Annotated in this window: 24 protein-coding genes; 6 read left to right on the forward strand and 18 right to left on the reverse strand. The window is 42.3% G+C overall.

The window, feature by feature from the left end; genetic code table 11:
• Window positions 1-337: 337 nt before the first annotated feature.
• The gene (locus AT864_RS17400) at window positions 338-472 is read left to right on the forward strand and encodes a YpzI family protein (RefSeq protein ID WP_080862395.1); all 135 of its coding nucleotides are present in this window, start codon (window positions 338-340) and stop codon (window positions 470-472) included.
• Between the two features lie 241 nt (window positions 473-713).
• On the opposite strand, the gene fni is transcribed toward AT864_RS17400, so the two are convergent.
• The 9 genes from fni to prsW form a co-directional block, all read right to left on the reverse strand.
• The gene (gene fni, locus AT864_RS00705) at window positions 714-1,763 is read right to left on the reverse strand and encodes a type 2 isopentenyl-diphosphate Delta-isomerase (RefSeq protein WP_066145471.1); all 1,050 of its coding nucleotides are present in this window, start codon (window positions 1,761-1,763) and stop codon (window positions 714-716) included.
• A gap of 12 nt (window positions 1,764-1,775) precedes the next feature.
• On the reverse strand, window positions 1,776-2,933 hold the full coding sequence (gene rpsA / locus AT864_RS00710) for a 30S ribosomal protein S1 (protein WP_066145474.1): 1,158 nt from the start codon (window positions 2,931-2,933) through the stop codon (window positions 1,776-1,778).
• Window positions 2,934-3,068: 135 nt separating this feature from the next.
• Window positions 3,069-3,650, reverse strand: coding sequence for a 1-acyl-sn-glycerol-3-phosphate acyltransferase (locus tag AT864_RS00715; RefSeq protein ID WP_066146498.1), 582 nt, complete (start codon window positions 3,648-3,650; stop codon window positions 3,069-3,071).
• Between the two features lie 5 nt (window positions 3,651-3,655).
• Window positions 3,656-4,324: a (d)CMP kinase gene (gene cmk, locus AT864_RS00720; protein WP_066145479.1), complete on the reverse strand. Its 669-nt coding sequence runs from the start codon at window positions 4,322-4,324 to the stop codon at window positions 3,656-3,658.
• An 88-nt stretch (window positions 4,325-4,412) separates the two neighbouring features.
• Window positions 4,413-4,595 (reverse strand): DUF5359 family protein, encoded by a 183-nt coding sequence (locus AT864_RS00725; RefSeq protein ID WP_066145489.1) that lies wholly within the window; start codon window positions 4,593-4,595, stop codon window positions 4,413-4,415.
• Between the two features lie 58 nt (window positions 4,596-4,653).
• Entirely contained in the window at window positions 4,654-5,325 is a 672-nt protein-coding gene (locus AT864_RS00730; RefSeq protein WP_066145493.1) for a flagellar brake protein, read from the reverse strand.
• 76 nt (window positions 5,326-5,401) lie between these two features.
• Window positions 5,402-6,745 (reverse strand): germination protein YpeB, encoded by a 1,344-nt coding sequence (gene ypeB, locus AT864_RS00735; protein WP_044742234.1) that lies wholly within the window; start codon window positions 6,743-6,745, stop codon window positions 5,402-5,404.
• Between the two features lie 18 nt (window positions 6,746-6,763).
• The gene (gene sleB / locus AT864_RS00740; RefSeq protein ID WP_231734580.1) at window positions 6,764-7,498 is read right to left on the reverse strand and encodes a spore cortex-lytic enzyme; all 735 of its coding nucleotides are present in this window, start codon (window positions 7,496-7,498) and stop codon (window positions 6,764-6,766) included.
• Between the two features lie 470 nt (window positions 7,499-7,968).
• A complete protein-coding gene (gene prsW, locus AT864_RS00745) occupies window positions 7,969-8,643 on the reverse strand; it encodes a glutamic-type intramembrane protease PrsW (protein WP_044742232.1) in 675 nt (224 codons plus the stop codon).
• Window positions 8,644-8,770: 127 nt separating this feature from the next.
• Between prsW and AT864_RS00750 the strand changes: the two genes are divergently transcribed.
• Entirely contained in the window at window positions 8,771-8,974 is a 204-nt protein-coding gene (locus AT864_RS00750) for an NETI motif-containing protein (RefSeq protein ID WP_066145498.1), read from the forward strand.
• Between the two features lie 246 nt (window positions 8,975-9,220).
• Here the strand turns inward: AT864_RS00750 and AT864_RS00755 are convergent, their stop codons facing one another.
• A complete protein-coding gene (locus AT864_RS00755) occupies window positions 9,221-9,994 on the reverse strand; it encodes an SDR family NAD(P)-dependent oxidoreductase (protein ID WP_066145501.1) in 774 nt (257 codons plus the stop codon).
• Between the two features lie 250 nt (window positions 9,995-10,244).
• Complete coding sequence (locus AT864_RS00760; RefSeq protein ID WP_156450473.1) at window positions 10,245-13,388, reverse strand: efflux RND transporter permease subunit; 3,144 nt, start codon at window positions 13,386-13,388, stop codon at window positions 10,245-10,247.
• A gap of 151 nt (window positions 13,389-13,539) precedes the next feature.
• Between AT864_RS00760 and AT864_RS00765 the strand changes: the two genes are divergently transcribed.
• The gene (locus tag AT864_RS00765) at window positions 13,540-14,397 is read left to right on the forward strand and encodes a TetR/AcrR family transcriptional regulator (RefSeq protein WP_066145506.1); all 858 of its coding nucleotides are present in this window, start codon (window positions 13,540-13,542) and stop codon (window positions 14,395-14,397) included.
• Between the two features lie 355 nt (window positions 14,398-14,752).
• Window positions 14,753-15,073: a DUF1033 family protein gene (locus tag AT864_RS00770; RefSeq protein ID WP_139788126.1), complete on the forward strand. Its 321-nt coding sequence runs from the start codon at window positions 14,753-14,755 to the stop codon at window positions 15,071-15,073.
• A gap of 187 nt (window positions 15,074-15,260) precedes the next feature.
• On the opposite strand, the gene AT864_RS00775 is transcribed toward AT864_RS00770, so the two are convergent.
• The 7 genes from AT864_RS00775 to AT864_RS00810 form a co-directional block, all read right to left on the reverse strand.
• Window positions 15,261-15,647 (reverse strand): kinase-associated lipoprotein B, encoded by a 387-nt coding sequence (locus AT864_RS00775; protein WP_066146501.1) that lies wholly within the window; start codon window positions 15,645-15,647, stop codon window positions 15,261-15,263.
• Window positions 15,648-15,685: 38 nt separating this feature from the next.
• On the reverse strand, window positions 15,686-16,657 hold the full coding sequence (locus AT864_RS00780; protein ID WP_066145513.1) for an asparaginase: 972 nt from the start codon (window positions 16,655-16,657) through the stop codon (window positions 15,686-15,688).
• A gap of 34 nt (window positions 16,658-16,691) precedes the next feature.
• The gene (locus AT864_RS00785; RefSeq protein ID WP_066145519.1) at window positions 16,692-17,684 is read right to left on the reverse strand and encodes a YpdA family putative bacillithiol disulfide reductase; all 993 of its coding nucleotides are present in this window, start codon (window positions 17,682-17,684) and stop codon (window positions 16,692-16,694) included.
• Window positions 17,685-17,756: 72 nt separating this feature from the next.
• On the reverse strand, window positions 17,757-19,034 hold the full coding sequence (locus tag AT864_RS00790; RefSeq protein WP_044742226.1) for a Glu/Leu/Phe/Val dehydrogenase: 1,278 nt from the start codon (window positions 19,032-19,034) through the stop codon (window positions 17,757-17,759).
• Between the two features lie 253 nt (window positions 19,035-19,287).
• Window positions 19,288-19,875, reverse strand: coding sequence for a genetic competence negative regulator (locus AT864_RS00795; protein WP_066145521.1), 588 nt, complete (start codon window positions 19,873-19,875; stop codon window positions 19,288-19,290).
• A 610-nt stretch (window positions 19,876-20,485) separates the two neighbouring features.
• The gene (locus AT864_RS00805) at window positions 20,486-21,262 is read right to left on the reverse strand and encodes a metallophosphoesterase (protein ID WP_139788138.1); all 777 of its coding nucleotides are present in this window, start codon (window positions 21,260-21,262) and stop codon (window positions 20,486-20,488) included.
• 14 nt (window positions 21,263-21,276) lie between these two features.
• Window positions 21,277-21,672, reverse strand: coding sequence for a hypothetical protein (locus AT864_RS00810; protein ID WP_066145527.1), 396 nt, complete (start codon window positions 21,670-21,672; stop codon window positions 21,277-21,279).
• A 91-nt stretch (window positions 21,673-21,763) separates the two neighbouring features.
• Between AT864_RS00810 and AT864_RS00815 the strand changes: the two genes are divergently transcribed.
• Both AT864_RS00815 and AT864_RS00820 read left to right on the forward strand, forming a co-directional pair.
• Window positions 21,764-21,994, forward strand: a complete 231-nt coding sequence (locus tag AT864_RS00815; protein WP_044742222.1) for a spore coat associated protein CotJA — start codon at window positions 21,764-21,766, stop codon at window positions 21,992-21,994.
• Window positions 21,991-22,251 (forward strand): spore coat protein CotJB, encoded by a 261-nt coding sequence (locus AT864_RS00820; protein ID WP_044742221.1) that lies wholly within the window; start codon window positions 21,991-21,993, stop codon window positions 22,249-22,251. The genes AT864_RS00815 and AT864_RS00820 overlap by 4 nt, the downstream gene beginning before the upstream one ends.
• The last annotated feature ends 3 nt before the right edge of the window (window positions 22,252-22,254 follow it).

Here is a 22,254-nt window from a genome sequence, read left to right on the forward strand (position 1 = left end):
TGATGTGTCAACAGTTGCTCCAAAACAAGTGGATGATGCGGTAGAGCATCCAAACATGCCGCTTTTAGAGCGCGCAAAAAGTCCATTAAATCTCTATCGCTCGGTCTTTTGTCGCATATTTGCATGGAAGAGTCACCCCCTCTTTTCCTCACATCGGCATCTTTCCGTCTAAAGTCCGGTTCATTCCATTAGCCAATCGTCTGTAAGTGGTCACCGCGAACAAATCGGATCATGCTCTTTTTTTCACTTTGCTTCTTCAAGCCTGATATCGTTGCATACAAGAAATCAAAACGTGTGAAACTATTCTTGAAGTTTAAGGAGAAAGGGGAGTGTTCTAGTGGGAAAGGACCGTCAGGAAAAAAAGCTCAAGCGCTCTGGACGCGTTGAATCTGATCGCGACCAAGCGCTTGAAAACAAGGGGGCGACTCGTCTCGACACACCGGACGAAGCGCAGGAACAAAATCAACATTAACCTCGTCCAATGATCGTTTATGGATACTAAAAATAAAAGCTGACTTTACGAGAAAAGTCAGCTTTTATTTCTTTCGATCTTTTCTATCGCAAACTGTCGTAAGCCTCTCCCGCCTGCACTTCGTTAAGGGGGGAGACTTCTCGGTGGATGATATAAAAAACGCTTGTCAGACAAAAAACATAGCCTAGCAAGGTTCGAAACGCAAGATAAAAGCGATTGCCAGCAGGTGAAAATCCGCTTTTTATCTGCGGCTGTATACTTTCGTATCGAATCCTCTTTCATTGAGCCAATGATGTGTTTGCCCATAAATCACAAGCGGAACATGCCGAAGCTCTTCAATGGTTCGAGTGCCTAAAGCCGTCATCAACAGGCGAAAATCTTTGTGCCATTCATGAATAAGCTCCAGTAACGACTCTGTCCCCTGTTCCATCCATACTTTCAAAAATAGCTGTGCGACTCCCACCGCTTGTGCGCCAAGAGCGATCGCTTTTACCGCATCAAAGGCGCTGCGCACTCCCCCGCTTCCAATCACCGACAGAGAGGTGGCGCTTTGTGACACTTCTACAATGGACGCAGCGGTTGAAATTCCCCAATCGTTAAAATAGGATAAGCTGGTCGGGCGCCGATTGTTTTCAATACGAGCAAAATTCGTGCCGCCAAAGCCACCGACATCGACAATCGTAACACCGATCTCCTCCAGCTTTTGTGCCGTTTCCTTGCTCATGCCAAAGCCAACTTCCTTGACAATAATCGGCACACCGACAGCATGGACCATGCGCTCAATCCGGCGCAAAGCTCCGATAAAGTTGCGGTCACCTTCAGGCATGACCAACTCTTGCACAGAATTTAAGTGAATCTGCAGGCCATTTGCTTCGATCATTTCGACCGCTTGCTTCGCTTCGTCTACTGTCGCTTCACTGCCAATATTCGCAAAAACAACACCTGTTGGATTGATTCGACGAACAATCTCGAAGGACTGCCGCTCTTTTGCATCCTTGACCGCTGCCATCTGGGAACCGACAGCCATGGCAATTCCGCATTCCTTTGCAATTTCAGCTAATCCTTTGTTAATTTCCAGAGTCGGCCGTCCCCCTCCTCCTGTCATCGCATTGACAAAAAGAGGCGAACTTAATGAAAGTTCACCTAAAGTCGTGCTCAAATTCACATCATTTGTACCTATATCAGGCAGGCTTTGATGAACAAATACAATGTCATCGAATCCTGCTTCTCTTTTTTGTTCAAGATTTAGCGCATGCACAATGTGCTCTAGCTTCCGTCTGCCTCTTTCCACTGGCATTCACCGTTATTTCAGTTTCTTAAGCTGGTCACCAACCACTTCCCCAAGTTGGAAGCCTGTTGATTCTGCCTGTTTTGTATATTGGCTGTAATCTTCTTCATTCACTGGCTCTTCCATTAACTCGCGCATGCTTAATGAAATGCGATGCTCCGCTTCGTTGACTTCAAGCACTTTTACTTGAGCCTCATCGCCTTCTTGTAATACCTCGTGCGGAGTGCCAATATGCTTATTAGAAATTTGTGAAATATGCACAAGGCCTTCAACGCCTGGGAAAATTTCAACAAACGCTCCAAAAGGCACAAGACGTTTTACTTTTCCTGTTACTACATCGCCAGGTGCTAGTTTTTGTGAAATATTTTCCCATGGGCCCGGCAGCGCCTCCTTAACAGACAGCGAAATGCGGCCGCTTTCTTCGTTCACTGACAGCACCTTCACTTTTAACGTATCTCCTTCTTGAACAACATCAGACGGATGAGCGACACGTGCGTGAGACAGCTGCGAAATATGTACAAGTCCATCAAAGCCGCCGATGTCAACAAATACGCCAAAATCAGTAATACGGCGAACGGTGCCTTCAATCACTTGCCCTTCTTGAAGCTTCTGGAATGCTTGCTTCCGCTGTTCTTCTTGTTGTTGTTCAATCACCGCGCGATGAGATAAAATCACGCGATTTTTAGCGCGATCCAACTCTACAACCTTCACTTTCAACGTGCGCCCTTTATAATCAGAAAAGTCTTCCACAAAATAAGTTTCAACAAACGATGCTGGGATGAACCCTCTTACGCCGACATCCGCAACAAGACCGCCCTTTACAATATCCTTTACCACCACATCAAACGGCTCGCCGCTTGTAAATCGCTTTTCTAGCTCCTCCCAGGCGCGGTCCGCATCGACTGCCTTTTTAGATAAAATTAATAATCCTTCGTCTTCATTTTCTCCTTCTTCCACTTTTTTCACTTTTGCAACGATCTCATCCCCAACGGATACCGCATCGCTTGTTTTTTCAATATGAAGGCTGGATAGCTCGCTAATCGGAATGATGCCGCTTTGCTTGCTGCCTGCAATATCCACAAGCACTTGTTTTTCTTCAAGCTTGGCGACTTTGCCGTGAACGAGATCACCCACCTTATATACATTTACCTCTACATTCATATCCTCTACCATTAAAAACCCTCCTTCGTCGACTACCCATAGCTACTGTAAAGCATGACCAAAGGAAACAAATGTGCTTATTTTCCCATGAGGTCTACTTTTCTCATTATTATACCATATTTTTTCAAAAAGCATGTATTGGAATGCTCAACGATGTTCATCTAAAAGTGCTTGAATATGATTCATAATGTAATCCGTTGCTTCCTCAGGAGACGCCTTGCGTTCTCTCAGCTCATCCATTGGAATTGGCAAACCGTATACAACCTTCAGTCTTTTCAATGGCCGATATGGCCCGATAATCGCGCAAGGCACTACTTGGGCATCCGTTCTTAAAGCAAAAAAGCCGACACCAGACAGCCCCTTTTTTAATTTGCCGTCCCTGCTTCTTGTCCCCTCCGGAAAAATTCCGAGCACATTTCCTTGCTTTAGCACATCCAAGCCCGTTCGTAGTGCTTGCCGGTCGCTCATTCCCCGCTTAACCGGAAAAGCTTGCAATGACGGAAGCAAGCTTTTTAAAATCGGTACACGAAATAGCTCTTCCTTCGCCATAAAATGAATAGGCCTTGGAGCTGTAATGCCGACAATTGGAGGATCTAAATTGCTAATATGGTTAGAACAAAGAAGTACGCCGCCTTCCTTCGGAAAATGTTCGGTGCCGATGATTTCGACACGATAAAGGGGCTTTAAAATCCCCGATACCACTCCTTTCGCAAACGAATAAAAATTCAAGGCGATCAAATCCTTTCCTCTATGATTTTCATAATCTCGTTCACGACATCATTGATAGATAAAGAAGTTGTGTCAATTTCAACGGCATCTTCCGCTTTTTTCAGCGGCGCAACCTCCCGTTCGGAGTCTATCTTATCCCGGCGGGCGATTTCCTCCTTCAGCTTCTCCAAATCGGAGGCAAATCCTCGAGCCAAGTTTTCCTCATGCCGACGCTTGGCTCGCTCCTCTACCGATGCCTTTAAAAAGATTTTGACTTCTGCCAGGGGCAATACATGCGTTCCGATGTCGCGCCCATCCATGACCACGCCGCCCCGTTCGCCTAATGCCCGCTGCCGTGCCACCATTTCCTCACGAATAAGCGGATGCTTCGCCACTAATGAAACAGAATTGGTGACTTCTTCACTCCGAATAACATCTGTTATATTTTGTCCGTTAACAAGCACAAGCTGACCGCGTTCAGAAGGCTTCAATTCAATATATGTATCGCGTAATACCTGCAAAAGCGCTTGTTGATCATGTAGATCAACTCCCTTTTGCAACGCAAGATACGTAAGAGCACGGTACATCGCTCCTGTATCAATGTAAACATAAGCAAGTTTTTCTGCCACAATTTTTGCAACCGTGCTTTTTCCGGCAGCGGCTGGTCCGTCAATGGCAATTGATATTCGCTTCATATACCCTCCTAATGATCGTTCAAACATATTTTTCAAAGAAAAAAGCAGGACATCTCCTGCATACTTCGATGATATTTTATCACATGACTCAAGGATGGTCGACGGTTGTTTCAATTGTTTTCGTTTTTTCCTGTTTGCTAACTCCTTCATATTCGTAGACTTTGATCACATACGGAGCCAAAGGCGTATACAATAGCAAGCATTGTGCTAACAGTAAAAAGAGCAGCTGCACAATCACAATTTTAAGCAAAATGCGTTCCATTCGTTTCATCTGACAACCGCCTCTTTCGTTTTTTTGTCATTATCATCCTTTCACATTTTTCTTTCTTTTATTCTGGTAGTCCTTCTGCTTTTTTCCTTATAGCTAGTTGTCTTTCAAAGCTGTAGCGTATCAGTAGAACGCGATCTTGAGAAGAGATGGTCAAAAACTGCAATGATGCCTTCTGAACATAGCTCCCTTCCACCTGAAACACTCGAACAATTTTGGCTGGCACTTTCATATAATGATATTCTCCCGATTTCATAGGCAGGACAAACCAAGCCTCCACTATCATTCCTGACAAAATATGGCTTCCTCTTTCCGGCAAAACAATGGCCGCTCCTCCTGCACTGATATCCGTGGTCATGGTGGCAAAGGGAGAAAATTCTCCTTGAAGCGGATGAATCGCAACATCTACTGTAGCTTCCACACGCACATATTGCCTGCGCTGCACACGGATCAGGCGCTGTTCATCTGGATAAGAAAGCATAATCATCGGAATCGGGTCGCGCACTTTTCCCCTTACTTCTGTATCGAATAAATAAAGACTTCCATCTTTACCGACGAAGCTTGCTTTAAATTGCATTCCATTCATTAAAAATACAGTTTTCCCCGTTTTTTGATTAACAGGATAGTCGATATAAATAAAATCCGGGAAAACCTCTGCCACTTTGCATTTATATTCATGCACTTCTTTGTCGTTCCTTGATTCGAGAATGAGCACATCCCCAATTTTTATCATATGTTCTCCCTCACATTCCTTATCACCTTTCCTTTTTATTTAAACAAAAAGGAAAAGCTCTTGACAAGCTTTTCCTTTAATCATACGTTCGTTCGACGCTTTGCATTTTGGTCACTTTTTCCTCAACGCCGTTTTGGGCATTGATGAAAATTTGATACGTATCATCGCCTAATGTGCCTAAAAACTCGTAACAAAGCACTTCTTGATTCAAGTCATTTGTAATCACAGACTGTCTCTCTTCCATCACTTTAACACTTGGATTTAGCTTCGCTCTTGCTTGTTCAAGCGAAATCGCTGGTTTTGGAAAGCGATGAAGGCTAGGGGAGGATAGGTAATCGCGAGCCGAGAAACCGACCACCGTTCCATCATCTAACGCAATTTTCATTTGGATCGCTTCCGGATATATGCGAATACCATGATCATTCGTAACAAAGGTCAATACGGCTACGTTGTCGTATTGAGTACTGTCATATAATTCAACATTGGTAAAATGATGCTTCTTTAAAAAATCCATGCCTTTCATCGTTGCTTCATTCAAACTGATCGCTTGTTTGTGAATGGCGCGGTTATCAATGGCCCAAATCGGGTAACCGCCTCTTTCTGTCACATCCATATACGTTTCTGTTTTTGTTTTTGGATCATAAATCGTGAGACTGTAGAAACGATCTTCCGCTCCTTTTCCACTGTGAACAACCTTGATCTTTTCGTTTCCTTTTAATCCCAAAAAGGATTTAGCAATCTTCTTCGCTTCATCTGCCGTAATTCGCTTTCCTTTCGCTCTAACAAATCCCCGTTCTTGAACAGCAGCGCTTGTAAATGTCGGAGACAGATTCGCTGTTTCGGCAAACGATTCGACATTGCTTTCCACCGTTTTAAATCCATCAATAATCGTGTTATCGCTCGGGCGCTGGTTTGTTGCTAGCGCCAGCTCTACATCCATCCAACGCAAATTATTTTTGATGACTAAATGCTGAACATTGCGCAGCTCATTTTGAATATCAGACGCTTGTTTATAAAGAGTTTGCAACGTTTGATATTCTTGCTTGGTAAGCGGCTCTTTTGTTAAATCGCGAATCGCCGCACGATAACTAAATGTACCGATCTGCGCAAGAAATTGTTGCGTTTTATTAAAGGGAAGAAGCGATAGTGGAAGCTGTCCAACGTCGGAATGCGCTTCCGAGGCAATCCGCCACACTTCTGCCAGCGCTGGAGAGAGCGACGTTTTAGAATTCATCGCTAATGTTGTGCCGATTTGATCGTGCAGCAGATCTATTTTGTAAGCTAAATCATGAAATGAACGCTGATAATTGTTTTCGGCATGCACCAAAATCGCGTTTTTTTCCTGATGCTCACGATAGCCCCAGTAAGCTGTTCCAATAATCCCTAGTGATAAAAAGCCAATAAGCAAAGTCCGCAACATATAAAATCACCTGCCTTTTTATTTACAAAAAATATGCTTACCGATTTTTTTAATTTGAGGTCGACTCCATATCCATCCGTTTGTTGCTGTATCCGGATTAAAATAGTAGATCGCTCCACTGCTTGGATCCCAGCCGTTAATAGCATCCAGCACCGCTTTTTTAGCTGTCTCATTTGGTGTCAGCCAAATTTGCCCGTCGGTAACCGCTGTAAATGCTCCCGGTTGGAAAATGACCCCAGCTACACTGTTAGGGAAAGATGGATGCTCCAATCTGTTTAAAATAACCGCTGCTACCGCTACTTGACCGACATATGGTTCACCGCGCGCTTCTCCGTATACAGCGTTAGCCATTAATTGAATATCATTTTGCGAAAAACCTTTTGGCACGTTCGTTGCTGTTGCAGATCCGCCGCTGCTTGCTGTTCCTTGCTGCTTGACCTGCTGGCTTAACGGTATTCCTCCATAATGTGTAAAGGAATTTCCTTTGCGAATTTGTTCTTTAACAAAGGATTCGTAGTACTTTGACACTTTTACAAGTTTTTGCTTCGTACTTGCACCGACTAGTCCGTCAATCGGTAACCCATATTCACTTTGGAAATTGCGGACAGCCCAGTATGTACTCCAGCCAAATACTCCGTCAATTTTGCTCTTATAAAAGCCAATATATTGCAGACGCGCTTGCAGCTCAATGACATCATCTCCCACAGCTCCGCGCTGAATGACCTGATCAGAAAACGCATGTGCCTCTTTCATCGGCCATTCATATGTCGATAAACAAATAACGAGCAAGCATATAATGATTCGCCAGCGCATTGTATACATACCCCCTTTAATCGATCTGGCTCTATCCGTATTTTTCACCTAAACTTCCTTTTTATGCACATAAAGCAATAACGTGGTTTATTTATAAAACACATGTTAATCAATCAGGGAGTTTGAATAAACGGAAGAACCTATTCGATTCTTGGTCGAAAAGGATCTGTAAACAGCTAAGTTTCATCTATGAAGAATTAGAGGGTTGAACGTACGATTCAAAAACAAAATCCCACTTTTTCGGTGATCGGAGATTACATCTCATATCTTTCCTGAAAATATTTCCACTCATCAACGAGGAACGCTTCCCCCACATAACAGAACATGAGGTTCATCCTTCTAAATGAAAAATTTACCATACAATAGACCTAAAAGAATACATTGACAGCTCAAAACAAAAAGGCCAAGCTTTAGGCTTGGCCTTTTACAGAAGGAATGACCGCTTCTGCATACATTCCTTTCGCTTGTTTGACTTTTCTCAGTGCCATCCACCACATCGCAAGCATAAAAGGAACCATGTAATAGCCCCATTTTTCTTGTGTGAATAAAATAAAATCGTATGTGCCATGCAAAAGAAAGGGCAGCAAAAAGGAAAGGGCTAAGTGCAAATATCTTTTTCCTTGAAATTTCGCTTTTCCTAAGTAAAATCCCATCATTACGGCAAACAATGCGTGGCTGGATACAGGGAGCAACGCTCTAGTAACAGCAAACTCTACACCGTTAGCAAGCAAATATAAAATATTTTCAAGCGTCGCAAAGCCGAGCGACACACTGGCGCTGTAAACAATCCCATCATATGGTTCATCAAACTCTTCATGGTCAAAAATAAAAAAATAGACGATAAACCATTTTACAAATTCTTCAAGTAATCCGGAAGATAAAAACGCTTGTATCCACTTTTCAGACGCAATTCCTTCTAGCCGCAAAACATGCTGAATAAACATAATCGGAAAAACGAGAATGGCGCCAAATAAAAAAGTTCGCAATACAAGAGAAAGCGGCTCAGTCTCATATTCATCTTTTAAATAAAAATAGCTGAGCAGCGCCACACCCGGGGCGATGCCGGCAGAAATAATTGCAAACATAACAAATCCTCGTTTCCATCTATTTATTTATAATGGTAACATAAGATAATCATGATTGGGAACCATATTTCGTTTGATCGCCCGGAACAAGCGAACCTCTAATTTGGGTCAAAAAGGAGCGAACAAAATGAGGAAACCAGCAAAAAAGAAAACATTTACTGTTGCTGAAAACGAAACAATTGAACAGTGCTTAGAACGGATGAATCAGGAAGGATATAAGCCCGTCCGCCGAATCGAAGAGCCGATTTTTTGCGAGGTAAAAAAAGATGGACATACGATTGTGGAGCCGTGCGGCAGGCGTATCGTATTTGAAGGCGTATGGAAAGAATAGAGCCGGTGCTCTGTCAGCCAACCGCTCGCTCATGCGCTTCTTCGTTTCATACATCGCATTTTTATTGGTAAGGGTTGCATCGTGAGCGCCCTATACATCGTTTTGGCATCATGCAAATGAAACGAACCATCTTGCAAAATGAAAGCGTCGGAGGCAGGGCCGTCCATAGACTTGCCTCCGACGCACGAACATGAGGTTTCCTTCTTATCAACGGGAATCCAAGAGGAAAAGCGCTCGATGTTCATCCTAAAATCCGTGAATCGTCATCCCTCCGTCAACAAATAACGTTTGTCCCGTTACATAATTTCCTGCATCAGAGGCCAAAAATACAGCCGGTCCAACCAGCTCTGGCAATTGCCCAATTCGCTTCAGCGGAGTCACAGCTAAAATATCATTTACGTACTCTTGATTTTGAAGCAGTTTTTCCGTTAATGGAGTTTGAAAGTACCATGGACCAATTGCATTGACTTGAATGCCAAACTTTCCCCACTCGAACGCTAATACTTTTGTCATTTGAATAAGCGCCGCTTTACTGGCAGCATAAGCGACGCCTGTCCGAAGAGCCACATGACCGGCCACAGAGGCAATATTAATAATTTTGCCGCCCGTTCCCTGCTTTTTCATCACCGCACCAACCTCTTGAGACATCATGAATGCTGATTTCAAATTCGTATTCATAATGGTTTCCCATTCAGCATCAGTGACTTCTAAAGCAGCCGTTCGGATATTCATTCCCGCGTTATTAACTAAAATATCAACTTTTCCGGCTTGCTTTATTACCTCCGCTACCGCATTTTTAACAGCTTCTCGATCCGTTATATCCGTTGGAATGATATATGCTCGTCGATCCAGCTGCTCAATGCTTCTAGCTGTTTCTTCAAGCTGCTCTACTGTGCGCGATAAAATCGCTACATTCGCACCAGCTTCAGCAAAACCGATCGCAATCGCTTTTCCAATTCCCCTTCCCGCACCAGTGACAATAGCAATTTTCCCATCTAAACGAAATGAAGGCAAAAACATCGATATTCCTCCTTAATTTTTCTTCATTTTTGACATTTTGAACACTCCCTCATCTACGCTTTACCTTAGAGATGAGGGGTGCTTATTTAATATGTTAAAGCTGTTTTAAGAGATTTCAAACTGTCAGCTACTCCGACTATTTAGAGCTTTTTTATCCTTTGACGTTCTTATGTCTAGTAAAAAAAGCTCTTTAGCAATGTATAGAAAAAAACCTGAAAAGCTTGCTCAACGCTTTTCAGGTTTTTGCTTGTCATTCCTCAACCGTAGTTTTTCTTCTAAATTTGCTTAACACTTCATAGACGATCGGAACGATAATCAGAGTCAACAATGTCGAGCTGGTCAAACCGCCAATGACAGTTAGGCCAAGCCCTCGAGAAATCATGCCTCCATCTCCTTCATACCCTAATGCGAGAGGGAGCAATGCCCCAACGGTCGCCAGCGCCGTCATTAAAATCGGCCGGAGACGCGTTGCTCCCGCTTCAATGAGCGCATCTCTTGTAGAGAGCCCTTCACGCTCTTTATGAATGACGCGGTCAATTAACACAATCGCATTCGTTACAACAATTCCAATGAGCATGAGTGCGCCGATCAAAGCCGAAACGCTCAACGTTTCTCCCCCAAGCCATAGCGCCACAAATCCGCCGATAACGGTAAATGGAAGCGAGAAAAGAATAGCAAAAGGCGCCAGCCCTTGACTGAACGTAACCACTAGCACAAAGTAGACCACAGCAATAGCTGCAAGCATGGCCAATCCCAATTGTGAAAACGACTCATTGATTTGTTCAGTCACTCCGCCTGTTTCAATGTTGACACCAGGCGGCAATTTTAAATCATCGATTTTCTTTTGAATGCTTTCGTTGACTTGGCTAACGTCATTCGCCGTAATTTCCCCGCTGACTGAAACGGTAAATTTCCCTCCGCGTCTCGTAATGGTATTGGATGTCTCGCCTTCTTTGACCGTCGCTACCTCTCCAATTTGCACATTCATGCCGAGAGGGGACTGGATCGTTTTCTTTTTCATCTCATCAATTGAAGCAAAAGTCTCTTCTTCTCCTTCAATATAAACTTTAATATCTTGACCGTCTTTTTGAATGGTCGTTAGAACAGGCCGTTCATGCTGTTGGCTCAATGCCATCGCAATTTGTCCAGCCGTCAAACCGAGTTTACTCATCTTTTCTTGATCAACAACCAATGTGTACTCATCATATGTCTTCGATAAACTTGATTCCACATTTTTTAGATTGGATTCATCTTCCAAGATGTTTTGTACCTTTTGAGCGACAGGCTCAATCTCTTCCATTGAGTCGCCAAATACATACAATGTATACTCATTGCTTGACGCCATCATATCAATGGTGCCCCAATCGCCTTTTTCGTGCGTTAATTTACTTAAATCTTTGACTACCTTCTCCTTTTCTTGTTCAAAATTCGGCGTGTCATCTTCATACATAATAAAGAAAATCGCCTGATTTCGATTTCCGGGATTCATCGGATTTTCGCTGCCGACAGACAATTGAACAGTTTTCACATGATCGCGATCAACCAGTAAATCTTCTGCCTGCAACGCGACATCTTTCACTTCTTCAAGCGTTTGTCCTGGATCTGGATTATACGTAACAATCATTTGTTTTTCCTGTTCACTCGGTAAAAAGCTTACGCCAATGACAGGAATTAAAAATAAACTGGAGACAAGAAGCAAAATCGCAATCAATGATGTGATCCATTTATGATTTAAACACCAATTTAAGATTTTTTTATAGTAAGTAGCCAAAAATCCCGCTTCTTTTTCTTTCTCTTTTTGTTTCGCTCCTTTTCTAAATAAGACGTGAGCCAATGCCGGCACAATTGTAATCGCTACTAAAAGAGACGCTAAAAGCGAGAACACAATCGTAAGAGCAAATGGCATAAATAGCTGTCCAACCATGCCTTCAACAAATGCAAGCGGCAAGAAAACCGCAATGGTGACGATGGTTGAGGACATAATCGGAATAAACATTTCTTTCGTCGCTGCAATAATCAGCTCTTTTCCTTTTAATTGCTCTCCTTTTAATGTCATCCGTCTATAAATATTTTCAATAACGACAATCGAATCGTCGATAACACGGCCGATCGCCATGGTCATCGCTCCTAGTGTCATCATATTCAACGTGATGTCCATTTCATGTAAAACGATCAAGGCAATTAAGATGGAAAGCGGAATGGACACCACAGAAATCAACGTAGAGCGAATGTTGCGCAAAAATAGCAAAATGACCGCAACGGCAAAAATCGAACCGAATAACGCTTTATTTAGCATCGTTGCGACAGATTTTTCAATCGGTTCGGCTTGATCTAGCGTGGAAACGATGCCAAGTCCTTTATATTCATCTTTAAGCTCATCCAGTTTTTCTTTTACTTCATTTACGACTTCAACGGTATTCGCATCAGTAGCTTTTACAATTTGCAATCCGATAGCTTCTTTTCCGTTTGTTCTTGATATCGATTCAGCTTTGCCGACGATTTCAATATCAGCAATTTCCCCCAACTCGACTGTTGGTAATTCCATGTTTTTCTGCGAGAGTGCTTGATTTGGCGCTGCGCCATTAGCTCCAGACAAACCGTTTGGCATCTGGTTCATTTGCGCCCCTCCGGCTTGCTCTCCTTGTGACGCCCCTGTGACAGGGATTTTCAGCTTTTTCAAATCCTCAATGGTCGTAATATTTCCATCAACGACCACAGACTTTTCCGTGTCTTTAAATGTATAAAGACCTAATGGCGCACGAAGATCTGCACCTTGAATATAATTTTTAATGGTTTCTTCATTAAGCCCAAGCTCTTTTAATTTGTCCTGATGAAAAACAATCCGTCCTTCTTCCACTTGTTGGCCAGAAGTGACAATGCTTTCTACTCCATCTATTCCTTTCAATTCTGGAACAATGATTTTTTCCACCAGTTCTGTTAATTCAGGAAGTGTTTTTCCTTCATCAAAAAAACTGACTGTATAAACAGGAAAAGCATTAATACTAAATCTTGCAATTTTAGGCTCTCCGACTCCGTCAGGAAGCTCCACTTGTTTGAGTGCCTTTTCAACTTCCTCTTCCGCTCGCTCCATATCTTTTTCAAATTTATATTCGATTTGAATGGAAGAAGCATTTTCAAACGAATTAGAGCTGACGATTTCCACGCCATTCAAATTACGAACAGCTTCTTCAATCGGAACCGTCACTTTTTCTTGTACTTCCTCAGGTGTTGCGCCTGGATACGTAGTCGTAACACTTATAATGGGAGTATTTATGTCTGGAATCGTTTCCAGCTTCATATTAAACCCAGAAAATAGGCCAGCAAATATCGCAATAACAGTTAAAATCCAAATGGCCAGTTTATTACGGAGCGAAAATTTAATCATGTTCTCCACCACGTTCCATTCCTTTCATGCAGATTTGACAATTTTGATTTTTTTATCCATACTGATAGAGAGTTGACTACATAGTCATTATAATTGACCGGTTAACTACAAGTCAACGAAATGAATGGCATTTTTCCGACAATCAATAAGGGGTGTTTCTGTGAAAGAAAAAGAACGCTTAATTATTGAAGCTGCAATGAAATTATTTGCCCGCAAAGGTGTATCTTCCACCTCCATCCAAGATATTACCAATGCATGCGGCATTCCGAAAGGCTCCTTTTATTTTTATTTCAAATCAAAAGACGAGTTGTTAATTAAATTATTGGAACAGTTTTTTAATCATTTAAAGGAAAAAACAAAGCAAATCGAGATCGTTTATGATGATCCCAAAAAACGTTTTATGAAACAACTGTCGGTTCAATTGAAAGAAATTTTGGAGCATAAAGAGATATTTATCACGCAGATGCATGAAAATTTAAAAGAACATAATCAAAAAATTGAAGCGCTGTTACAAGATATAAGAAGTGATTTTTTTCATTTTTTTACAACCAACCTAAAAAAAATTTATGGACGAGCCATTGACAAATATATAGTCGATGCCAACATTATCATTCAAGGAATCTTTTTTTCATTCATTCAATTTCTCGTTTTGGAAAATGGAGTGAGAGTGGATGAAGAAAAGTTAGCAAAATACATTTTACAAACAACTGATGATTTAATAAAAGGAATGCTGGCAAAACAAGAAGATCCCATCATTCCCGCTGATACCCTAAACAAAATATTGGATCATCCTCAACCGCCGGATCATCCGTTAGATATTTTAAAAAAGATAAAAGACATAAGCCGTCCAATCCTTCATGATGAACAATTCACGATTTCGATTGAAGTTTTAGAAGCGGAAATCATGGCTGAACAACCAAGAATACCCGTTATTAAGGGAATGCTGGCCAATCTCTATGAATATCCAGAGCTGCGCTATTTCGTCAATCAGATGGCTGATTATTTCCAAATCAAATAAGCATCTAAAGGAGCGATTCCTTTAGGTGCTTTTTATTTCTGGCGCGATCCTTGTCCTGCCCCATCATCTGTCTAGCACTTTCCTACAAGGTACCCAGAGACGGGGGACTCGTGGCATTAGTTGGACATTACATGCCAATCATTCGATCCTTCAACATTTGCTCCCAGTGAACAACACCATCACAGACTACTTTATTGGTTTAGAGCTGGTCTTCCCATCGTGTTTTACACATCTCCTCCATTATCTTACGCAATAACAAGAACCATAAGTGAAGCGATTGGGTCTTGCACCACGAATTCCCGATGAATATGATAAAATAAAAATAGAATCGAACGGAAAGGATACTGAAAGCACGATGGAAAATCAAAAACACTGGTCCATCCTTATTACTGAAGGAGAAGTTGAACCATGGTATTTTCTCGATGGCTGGGAGAAGCAAATTAAAGAACAAAAGCAATTCACCAATTCAAAAGAAGCGATGGCACAATACAAGGCGCTCGTTGAAGCGCATCGCCAACGATTTGATCACTATCAAATCAAAGGATCATCCATCGCCTGTTTTTGGAACGATGGCGAGGAAGTGTACTGCGAAGCGTGTGACGAGTTTTTGCAAGTGTATCATGGTATTTTGCTCTTTTATCAAGATCGTCTGTTTGAACCTAGCCACATGGATTAACAAAATCCATCTTTTCGAAAATGTAAAAAGACACGCTGTCTCTCTTGCCTAATAGGAATGACAGTAAAAAACGCTGGGGCATGCTCCAGCGTTTTTTACAAATTCCGGCCATTGTTTAGATCGATTCGGATGGAAAAAACATTTCTCTTCAATTATGATTAAATTTTTCCACTGTAAGCTGAAAGTGTTATTCGCGAAAATAATCTTGCTCCAATACTTTTACGTTCTCCAAACTTTTTAGGGCCCATTCGCTGCCGTCTGCGAGCAGTTCTTCTTTCATAGCATCGACCGCTTGCTTTAATGATTCGTGATAGTCGAGCACTTCTCCCTCGTATAAACGTACCATTGGCTTCGGCATATTCGCTTGTTCATTGAAAGCAAGCGCACGCCGCTCATGAAAGAGAGGGACATCAGCCTGCTTCGGCTGATGCAGATCTCCTTGCATCGGATGCTTTAACACGCTTTTGACACGCACTAAATAATGCTGTGGGCGTATATCGGTAATTTCTCCAATATATTTTCCTGTCTTGTAAATACCGATCACTAGGTCTCCTCTTTTTAATGACTCGCTCATCATTTTCCGCTCCCTTCCCAAGGCAAAGCCGCCATTCTTTACTGTTCAAAAATATTCGCTATGTCGCAATCCGCTGCTAAAGCAACCGCCAGTTTCATTCGCGCTTTTTTTGAATCGTAATCGCTCCCTAATATCACGCCTTTTTTATATAAATCATACGCGCTGCCTAAATAATCATAGGTCGTATATACCGCTCCTTCTTCTGCGCTGGTTGTGATGACAACTTTAATGCCTTGCTTAATGGCTCTCTCGATCTCTTCAGCCATTTTCGGCGCGACTTGTCCACGGCCAACCCCCTCAAGCACTATTCCAGCAACGCCGCTTTCCCTTGCTGCTTTAATAAACTTCCCGTCCGCTTCCAAATAGCATTTAATAATATCCACTTCCGGGATCTCGCGCACAAGCTTATAATGCTCCCTTTTCACCGGCTTTTGATATACATACACTTCATCGTTATCAATAATTCCCAAATAACCAAATCCAAAAGCATTAAAGCCTTGGATATTCGATGCATGCTCTTTTTTTACATATTTGGCTGGAAAAATGCGCTCATTAAAAACAACAACCGTTCCTGCTCCCCTTAACTCGTTGGCGCATGCGGCGTATATGGCATGCCGAATATTAATATAAACATCGCTCCCTAAATCAACTGGAGATCGTTGAGAGCCAGTCACCACAACTGTGCGCTCATCAGCAATCGTCAAATCTAAAAAATAGGCTGTTTCTTCAAGCGTATCCGTGCCATGCGTGACCACGACCCCATCGACTGAACGATCTTGGAAATAATATTCAATCCGTTCCTTCAAATGCACCAAATTCGAAAACGTCATATGCATGCTTGGCAGTTGAAAAACACTCTCAATAACGACTTCAATATCTTTGGGCAAATGACACATCGAAGCAAGCTCCTCGCCGGTTAGCACTCCGGCAGATAAACGTCCTGATGCAGCATTCAGTTTGCTAGCGATCGTACCGCCGGTTGTAATAAGAACCACTTTTCGTTTTTTCACGTTTAGATCACCTATACCCCTTTTAGTCTCCCGTTTACAGCTCTAAGCGAACCTCAGCCGCTTTTTCGCGTGCAACGATGCAAGCGGCAATTTGCTCACCATGAAACCGACCGTTTTCAATGAAAATTTCATTGGCATTGTTTCCCGCAGCAATCACTCCGGCAATAAAAATGCCAGCCACATTCGTTTCCATCGTATCCGGATCATAAAGCGGCCGACCTGTTTCTGCATCAATGCCCACACCCATGCTTTTTAAAAATTCATGATCGGGGCGATAACCGGTCATCGCAAATACAAAATCATTTTTTATCTTCTTCCATTCCCCGTCCACTTCATAAATGACGGCGTCTTCTGTAATTTCCTTTACATGGGCATTAAATTCCATTTTAATTGTGCCATGGCGCACAAGCGCATCAAATTCCGGCAAAATCCAAGGCTTAATGCTTGACGAATAAGCGCTGCCACGATACAGTACCGTTACTCGAGCCCCTGCCTTTACTAGCTCCAGAGCTGCATCAACACTTGAATTCTTTCCGCCAATCACCACACAGTCTGTATTATAATATGGATGTCCTTCCTTAAAATAATGCATCACTTTAGGCAATTCTTCTCCAGGAACATTCATATAATTAGGATTGTCATAATATCCTGTCGCAATAATGACATAATCGGCTTCGTATTGATCTTTTGTGGTCCTGACAGCAAACTTTCCATTTTCCTGTTTGACAACCTGTTCCACCTTTTCAAACGCATGAACGCGAATTTGCTTGCGCGTCACAACTTCGCGATAGTAAGCGAGCGCTTGGTTACGCTTTGGCTTGCGATTTTCCGTAATAAATGGCACCCCACCAATTTCCAGGCGGTCGCTAGTGCTAAAAAACGTTTGATGTGTCGGATAATGATAAATGGCATTGACGATATTCCCTTTTTCTATCACTAACGGCGTATAGCCCGCATCCTGCATGGCAATAGCAGCAGCAAGTCCGCATGGCCCTCCACCGACAATAATGATTTTTTCTTGCTTCATTTCTTTCCCTCCTTGAGGCAATAAAAAATCCCCTACCTAAAAAATGATAGGGGATTTTTGTATAGATTTCAATTAAATCCATCCGCGGAAACGGCAAGCTTCGGCCATTTTTCTAACGCCAACCATATAAGCGGCCAAGCGCATATCCACTCGGCGTGTCTGAGCGGTTTCATACACGTTGTTGAATGCTTTTATCATCACTTTTTCAAGTTTTTCTTCAACTTCTTCCTCTGTCCAATAGTACCCTTGATTGTTTTGCACCCATTCAAAGTAAGAAACGGTTACACCGCCGGCGCTTGCCAATACATCTGGAACGATGAGAACGCCACGCTGTGTTAAAATTTCTGTCGCTTCCAGCGTTGTTGGACCGTTAGCCGCTTCAACAACAATTTTCGCTTTGATGTTGTGGGCATTTTCTTCAGTAATTTGGTTTTCAATTGCTGCTGGAACTAAGATATCGCACTCTAGCTCTAAAAGCTCTTTATTGGTTATTGTATTTTTAAATAGCTTCGTGACAGTTCCAAAGCTATCTCGACGGTCAAGCAAGTAATCAATATCCAAGCCGTTCGGATCGTAAAGCGCGCCATATGCATCGGAAATACCGATCACTTTTGCGCCGGCATCATGCATAAACTTCGCTAAAAAGCTGCCTGCATTTCCGAATCCTTGCACAACAACACGCGCGCCTTCCAGTTGAATGCCGCGCTTTTTCGCAGCTTCGCGAATGCAAATCGTGACCCCTTTTGCTGTGGCTGTTTCACGACCGTGTGAACCACCCAACACAAGCGGTTTTCCTGTAATGAATCCAGGAGAATTAAACTCGTCAATACGGCTATACTCATCCATCATCCATGCCATAATTTGCGAGTTCGTAAAGACATCTGGAGCCGGAATGTCTTTTGTCGGCCCGACGATTTGGCTGATTGCGCGGACATATCCGCGGCTTAGCCGCTCTAGCTCACGGAACGACATATTGCGCGGATCGCAAACAATCCCGCCTTTTCCGCCGCCATACGGTAAATCAACAATCCCGCATTTTAAGCTCATCCAAATCGATAACGCTTTCACTTCACGTTCTGTAACGTTCGGATGAAAGCGGATACCCCCTTTTGTTGGTCCAACCGCATCGTTATGTTGGGCACGGTAGCCGGTAAAAATTTTTACAGTACCGTCATCCATGCGCACAGGAATTTTCACTGTCAGCATGCGAATCGGCTCTTTTAATAGCTCATATACCTCTTCAGGATAACCGAGCTTTTCCAACGCTCTATGTATGACGATTTGCGTTGCTTTTAACACGTCGTGTTTTTCTTCTTGCTTTTCTTCGCTGGTATGCTTGTCGGCTACCATACGTAAACCTCCCATACAAATCACTTGATAATGATATTGTCCACCTTTCATGTCATAGTATACACCTTCCTCTTGTTTATGCAAAGTAAAAAAATCAATTTTTTATTTGTTTTTCTTGATTTGCAACCGCTTACATTCTTTACTATATCAACAACTGTATTTTTCAGCCTCGTTCTATACATCCATTGTATAATGTTTTCTGAAAAAATAAAAATCAGACTCCTTTGCTCAGGAGTCTGAATCAAAAAAGCGATTAAGCCGGAAAATATCGAACAAGTTGTTCAATGGCACGATGGTCCATTATTTTTTTTCCATATTCTGCAACACGATGAATCGTGATCGTCGATGAGCTGCCAAACTCCGCTAATATAGCGATAAAATCATCGGCAGCAACAGGCGGCTCTTCTGAGACGTGCAAATAAAAGCGTTGATTATACGAATACAGCGTGCCGTCCACGCAGCCAATAGCATAAAGACGATGAGCCAACTGGATAACATCTTCAAACGTTTGGAACTCATAAAATATATCCTCGCTCTCATCGAGCGTCACTTGCATTTCAATATAATCATCAGCAAACTCTTCGTCAAAATCATGCTCTTGGTCTTCGCTCGTTACGATCACAACCATTCCCTGTGCCGGTAAAGAGTATACTTCCACCGCAATGGAGCCATTTACTTCAAAACCAAGTTCTTCGTTGGCCTCCTCAATCATGTCGCGAAACAATTGCTGCACTTTAAACGTGTCTTTCCATAAATCATCTTTCGTTAAGCCGCGATCCATTAAATCATCAAAGGTGAGGAAAATTTTTATTTTGTTGTGGGTTAAGCGTTCAAGGCGCATCAACACCCCTCCTTACCTACACAGCCATCTTCTTATGTTCATTGTATGAAAGAAACTGTAAATGGTTCTATTGTTATTATTGAGTTTACATCGTTTTTATCTATTTAGACAAGCATAATATGTGCAAATATGTAGTTTTTTCTTACTTCCTCATTTATGAAGCAACAAAGCAGCTTAAGAAACGTTCATAAAATTGAATTTGCGGATTTTTTATGCAATCTCCAGCCAAACATCACGATCTGTTCAACGATATTCCTTTGCAAACCAGACAGAGTTACGATCAAAGCTTGTCCTGTTGCCGAGCAAAGAAGCTCCCATACCCGTGGCGCTAGTGTGACATTACATGAAACGATGGCCATAAGTGAATCCATTTGATTCTGCATCACAAGTGCTCTAAAATAAATCTCCCCCACCTGCACTCCGTCAAGAGGGGGAGACTTTTCGGTGAATGATGTAAAAATGTTCAGGTGCAGCTATCCTGCAAACACTTCCTATTCGCCAATAAGAAAACGTCATCGATTCCATAAAATCCTATTTCTATCTTTCCTAATAATAACTATTTTCGTCATGAACATATATTGACGTATATTATAGATAAAAGCAGAAAAATCTAGGCTCTTGGAGCATCTTCAGCTTTGCACTCAATCGTAATTAGATTCGCTTCAGCAGGCGCTCCAAAACGCAAGGGAATGCGCCTTGTCCCATATCCGTTGCTTATGAACAGAACCGTTTGTTTGATTTGTTTCAGCCCCCCTTTTTCCTTAATTCCAAAACGTCCCAAACGAATTTGCCCCCCGTGAGTATGCCCGCTGAGTACAAGCGCAATGCGGTGAGCGGGACGAATTTTCCTTTTTATTTCTGGATTATGGCAAGCAATAATGCGGAATGCTTCTTCTTCCACGCCAAACAATGCAGAATCAAGGCGTGCCTTCCTCTTGCTAACATCATCAATCCCAATCAATGCTACTTTTTCTCCTTCTTTGGACCGAAGCGTAACTGCTCGGTTATCTAGAACATGGATGCCTTCCTGCCGCAAAAGCGCGTCCAGTCTTTCATAATCCGCTTCATAATCATTATTTCCCCAAACAAAATACGTCGGCGCAATTTGCTTTAAACGCCGTATATTTTCTTTTGTGCGTGCCAATGGCACCCCTTTTTCTGTCAAATCTCCGCCAATAACAACGATATCTGCCTTCTCCTGCGCTTGCTCAATGATTTTTTTAGACACGCGGCGGCGATGAATATCGGAAATAAAAAAGATGGTCAACGCCCGAAAGCTTTTCGGAAAATCGGAAAATGCTACATGTACGTTCACAATCCGATTTCGGTGCGCTTCCCACCACATATATGCGACCAAGCCTATACAAAAAAACAGAACGAGCATCATCATAAATTCTTCTCCTACAAAAGCTTTTTATACCGATGACCAGATGAAAAATCTACCGCTATCATACCATAAACAACAGAAAAAATGAAAAATAAAAGCGATAAGCGTTTATTAAGATGAAACAACCAATAAAAGCTGCCCACTACCGTATAACTCGCTAGCCATTCATGCCAATTGACGATTTTCCTAATGAAAAGCTGAACCGCCCCTTCCACCATTGTTCGGATGGCCATGGCATTGGCAAGAAAGCCAATAAAAAAGCAAGCCATTGCCAAAAATGAGTGCAGCGGGCGAAATGTAAAATCAGCCAAAAAATTGACCCAAGTAAACGGAGTCACATCTGGCATCCAGGAAATCATCAAATAGCCACATACGTAGCCAACCGCCACATAAAAAAGCTGCTGCCGCATCTCATCCCTCCCTATTCTTTACATGTATTCATGAAAAAAGAAACGTATGCATAAACATAGACTGAAGCTTGATTGTAAAGGAGGCGCATGCATGTTCACTACGCGAAAGCAATACTATCCATATATCAGCCCATTTGACCCTTGCCCGCCGATCCGTGTCAAAACATATGTGACGGCACCGAATTTGTACCTCGGCTTCCAACCGCCAAACTTGCCGCAATTTTCTCCTCATGAAGCATTACAAAAAGGAACGCTTTGGAAGGTATTTTACGATCCCTATTACAGCCCATACGAAATGGCAAACAAGGGTGATTACAAATGAAGCAGCTACCAAAAGAATATTATGAGTTGCTTGAACAATTGCAGGCTGTTGATTTTGTGCTTGTTGAATTAACTCTCTACCTTGACACTCATCCAAATGATTATCAAGCCATTCAGCAATTTAACCAATTCGCTCAAAAAAGAAAACAATTAAAAAAACAATATGAAGAAACCTATGGTCCTCTCCAGCAATTCGGCAATAGTTATTCGAGCTACCCTTGGAATTGGGACGATACTCCATGGCCATGGCAAGTGTAAATG

Source organism: Anoxybacillus sp. P3H1B (genome assembly GCF_001560855.1).
In the GTDB taxonomy this organism is placed as follows: domain Bacteria; phylum Bacillota; class Bacilli; order Bacillales; family Anoxybacillaceae; genus Anoxybacteroides; species Anoxybacteroides rupiense.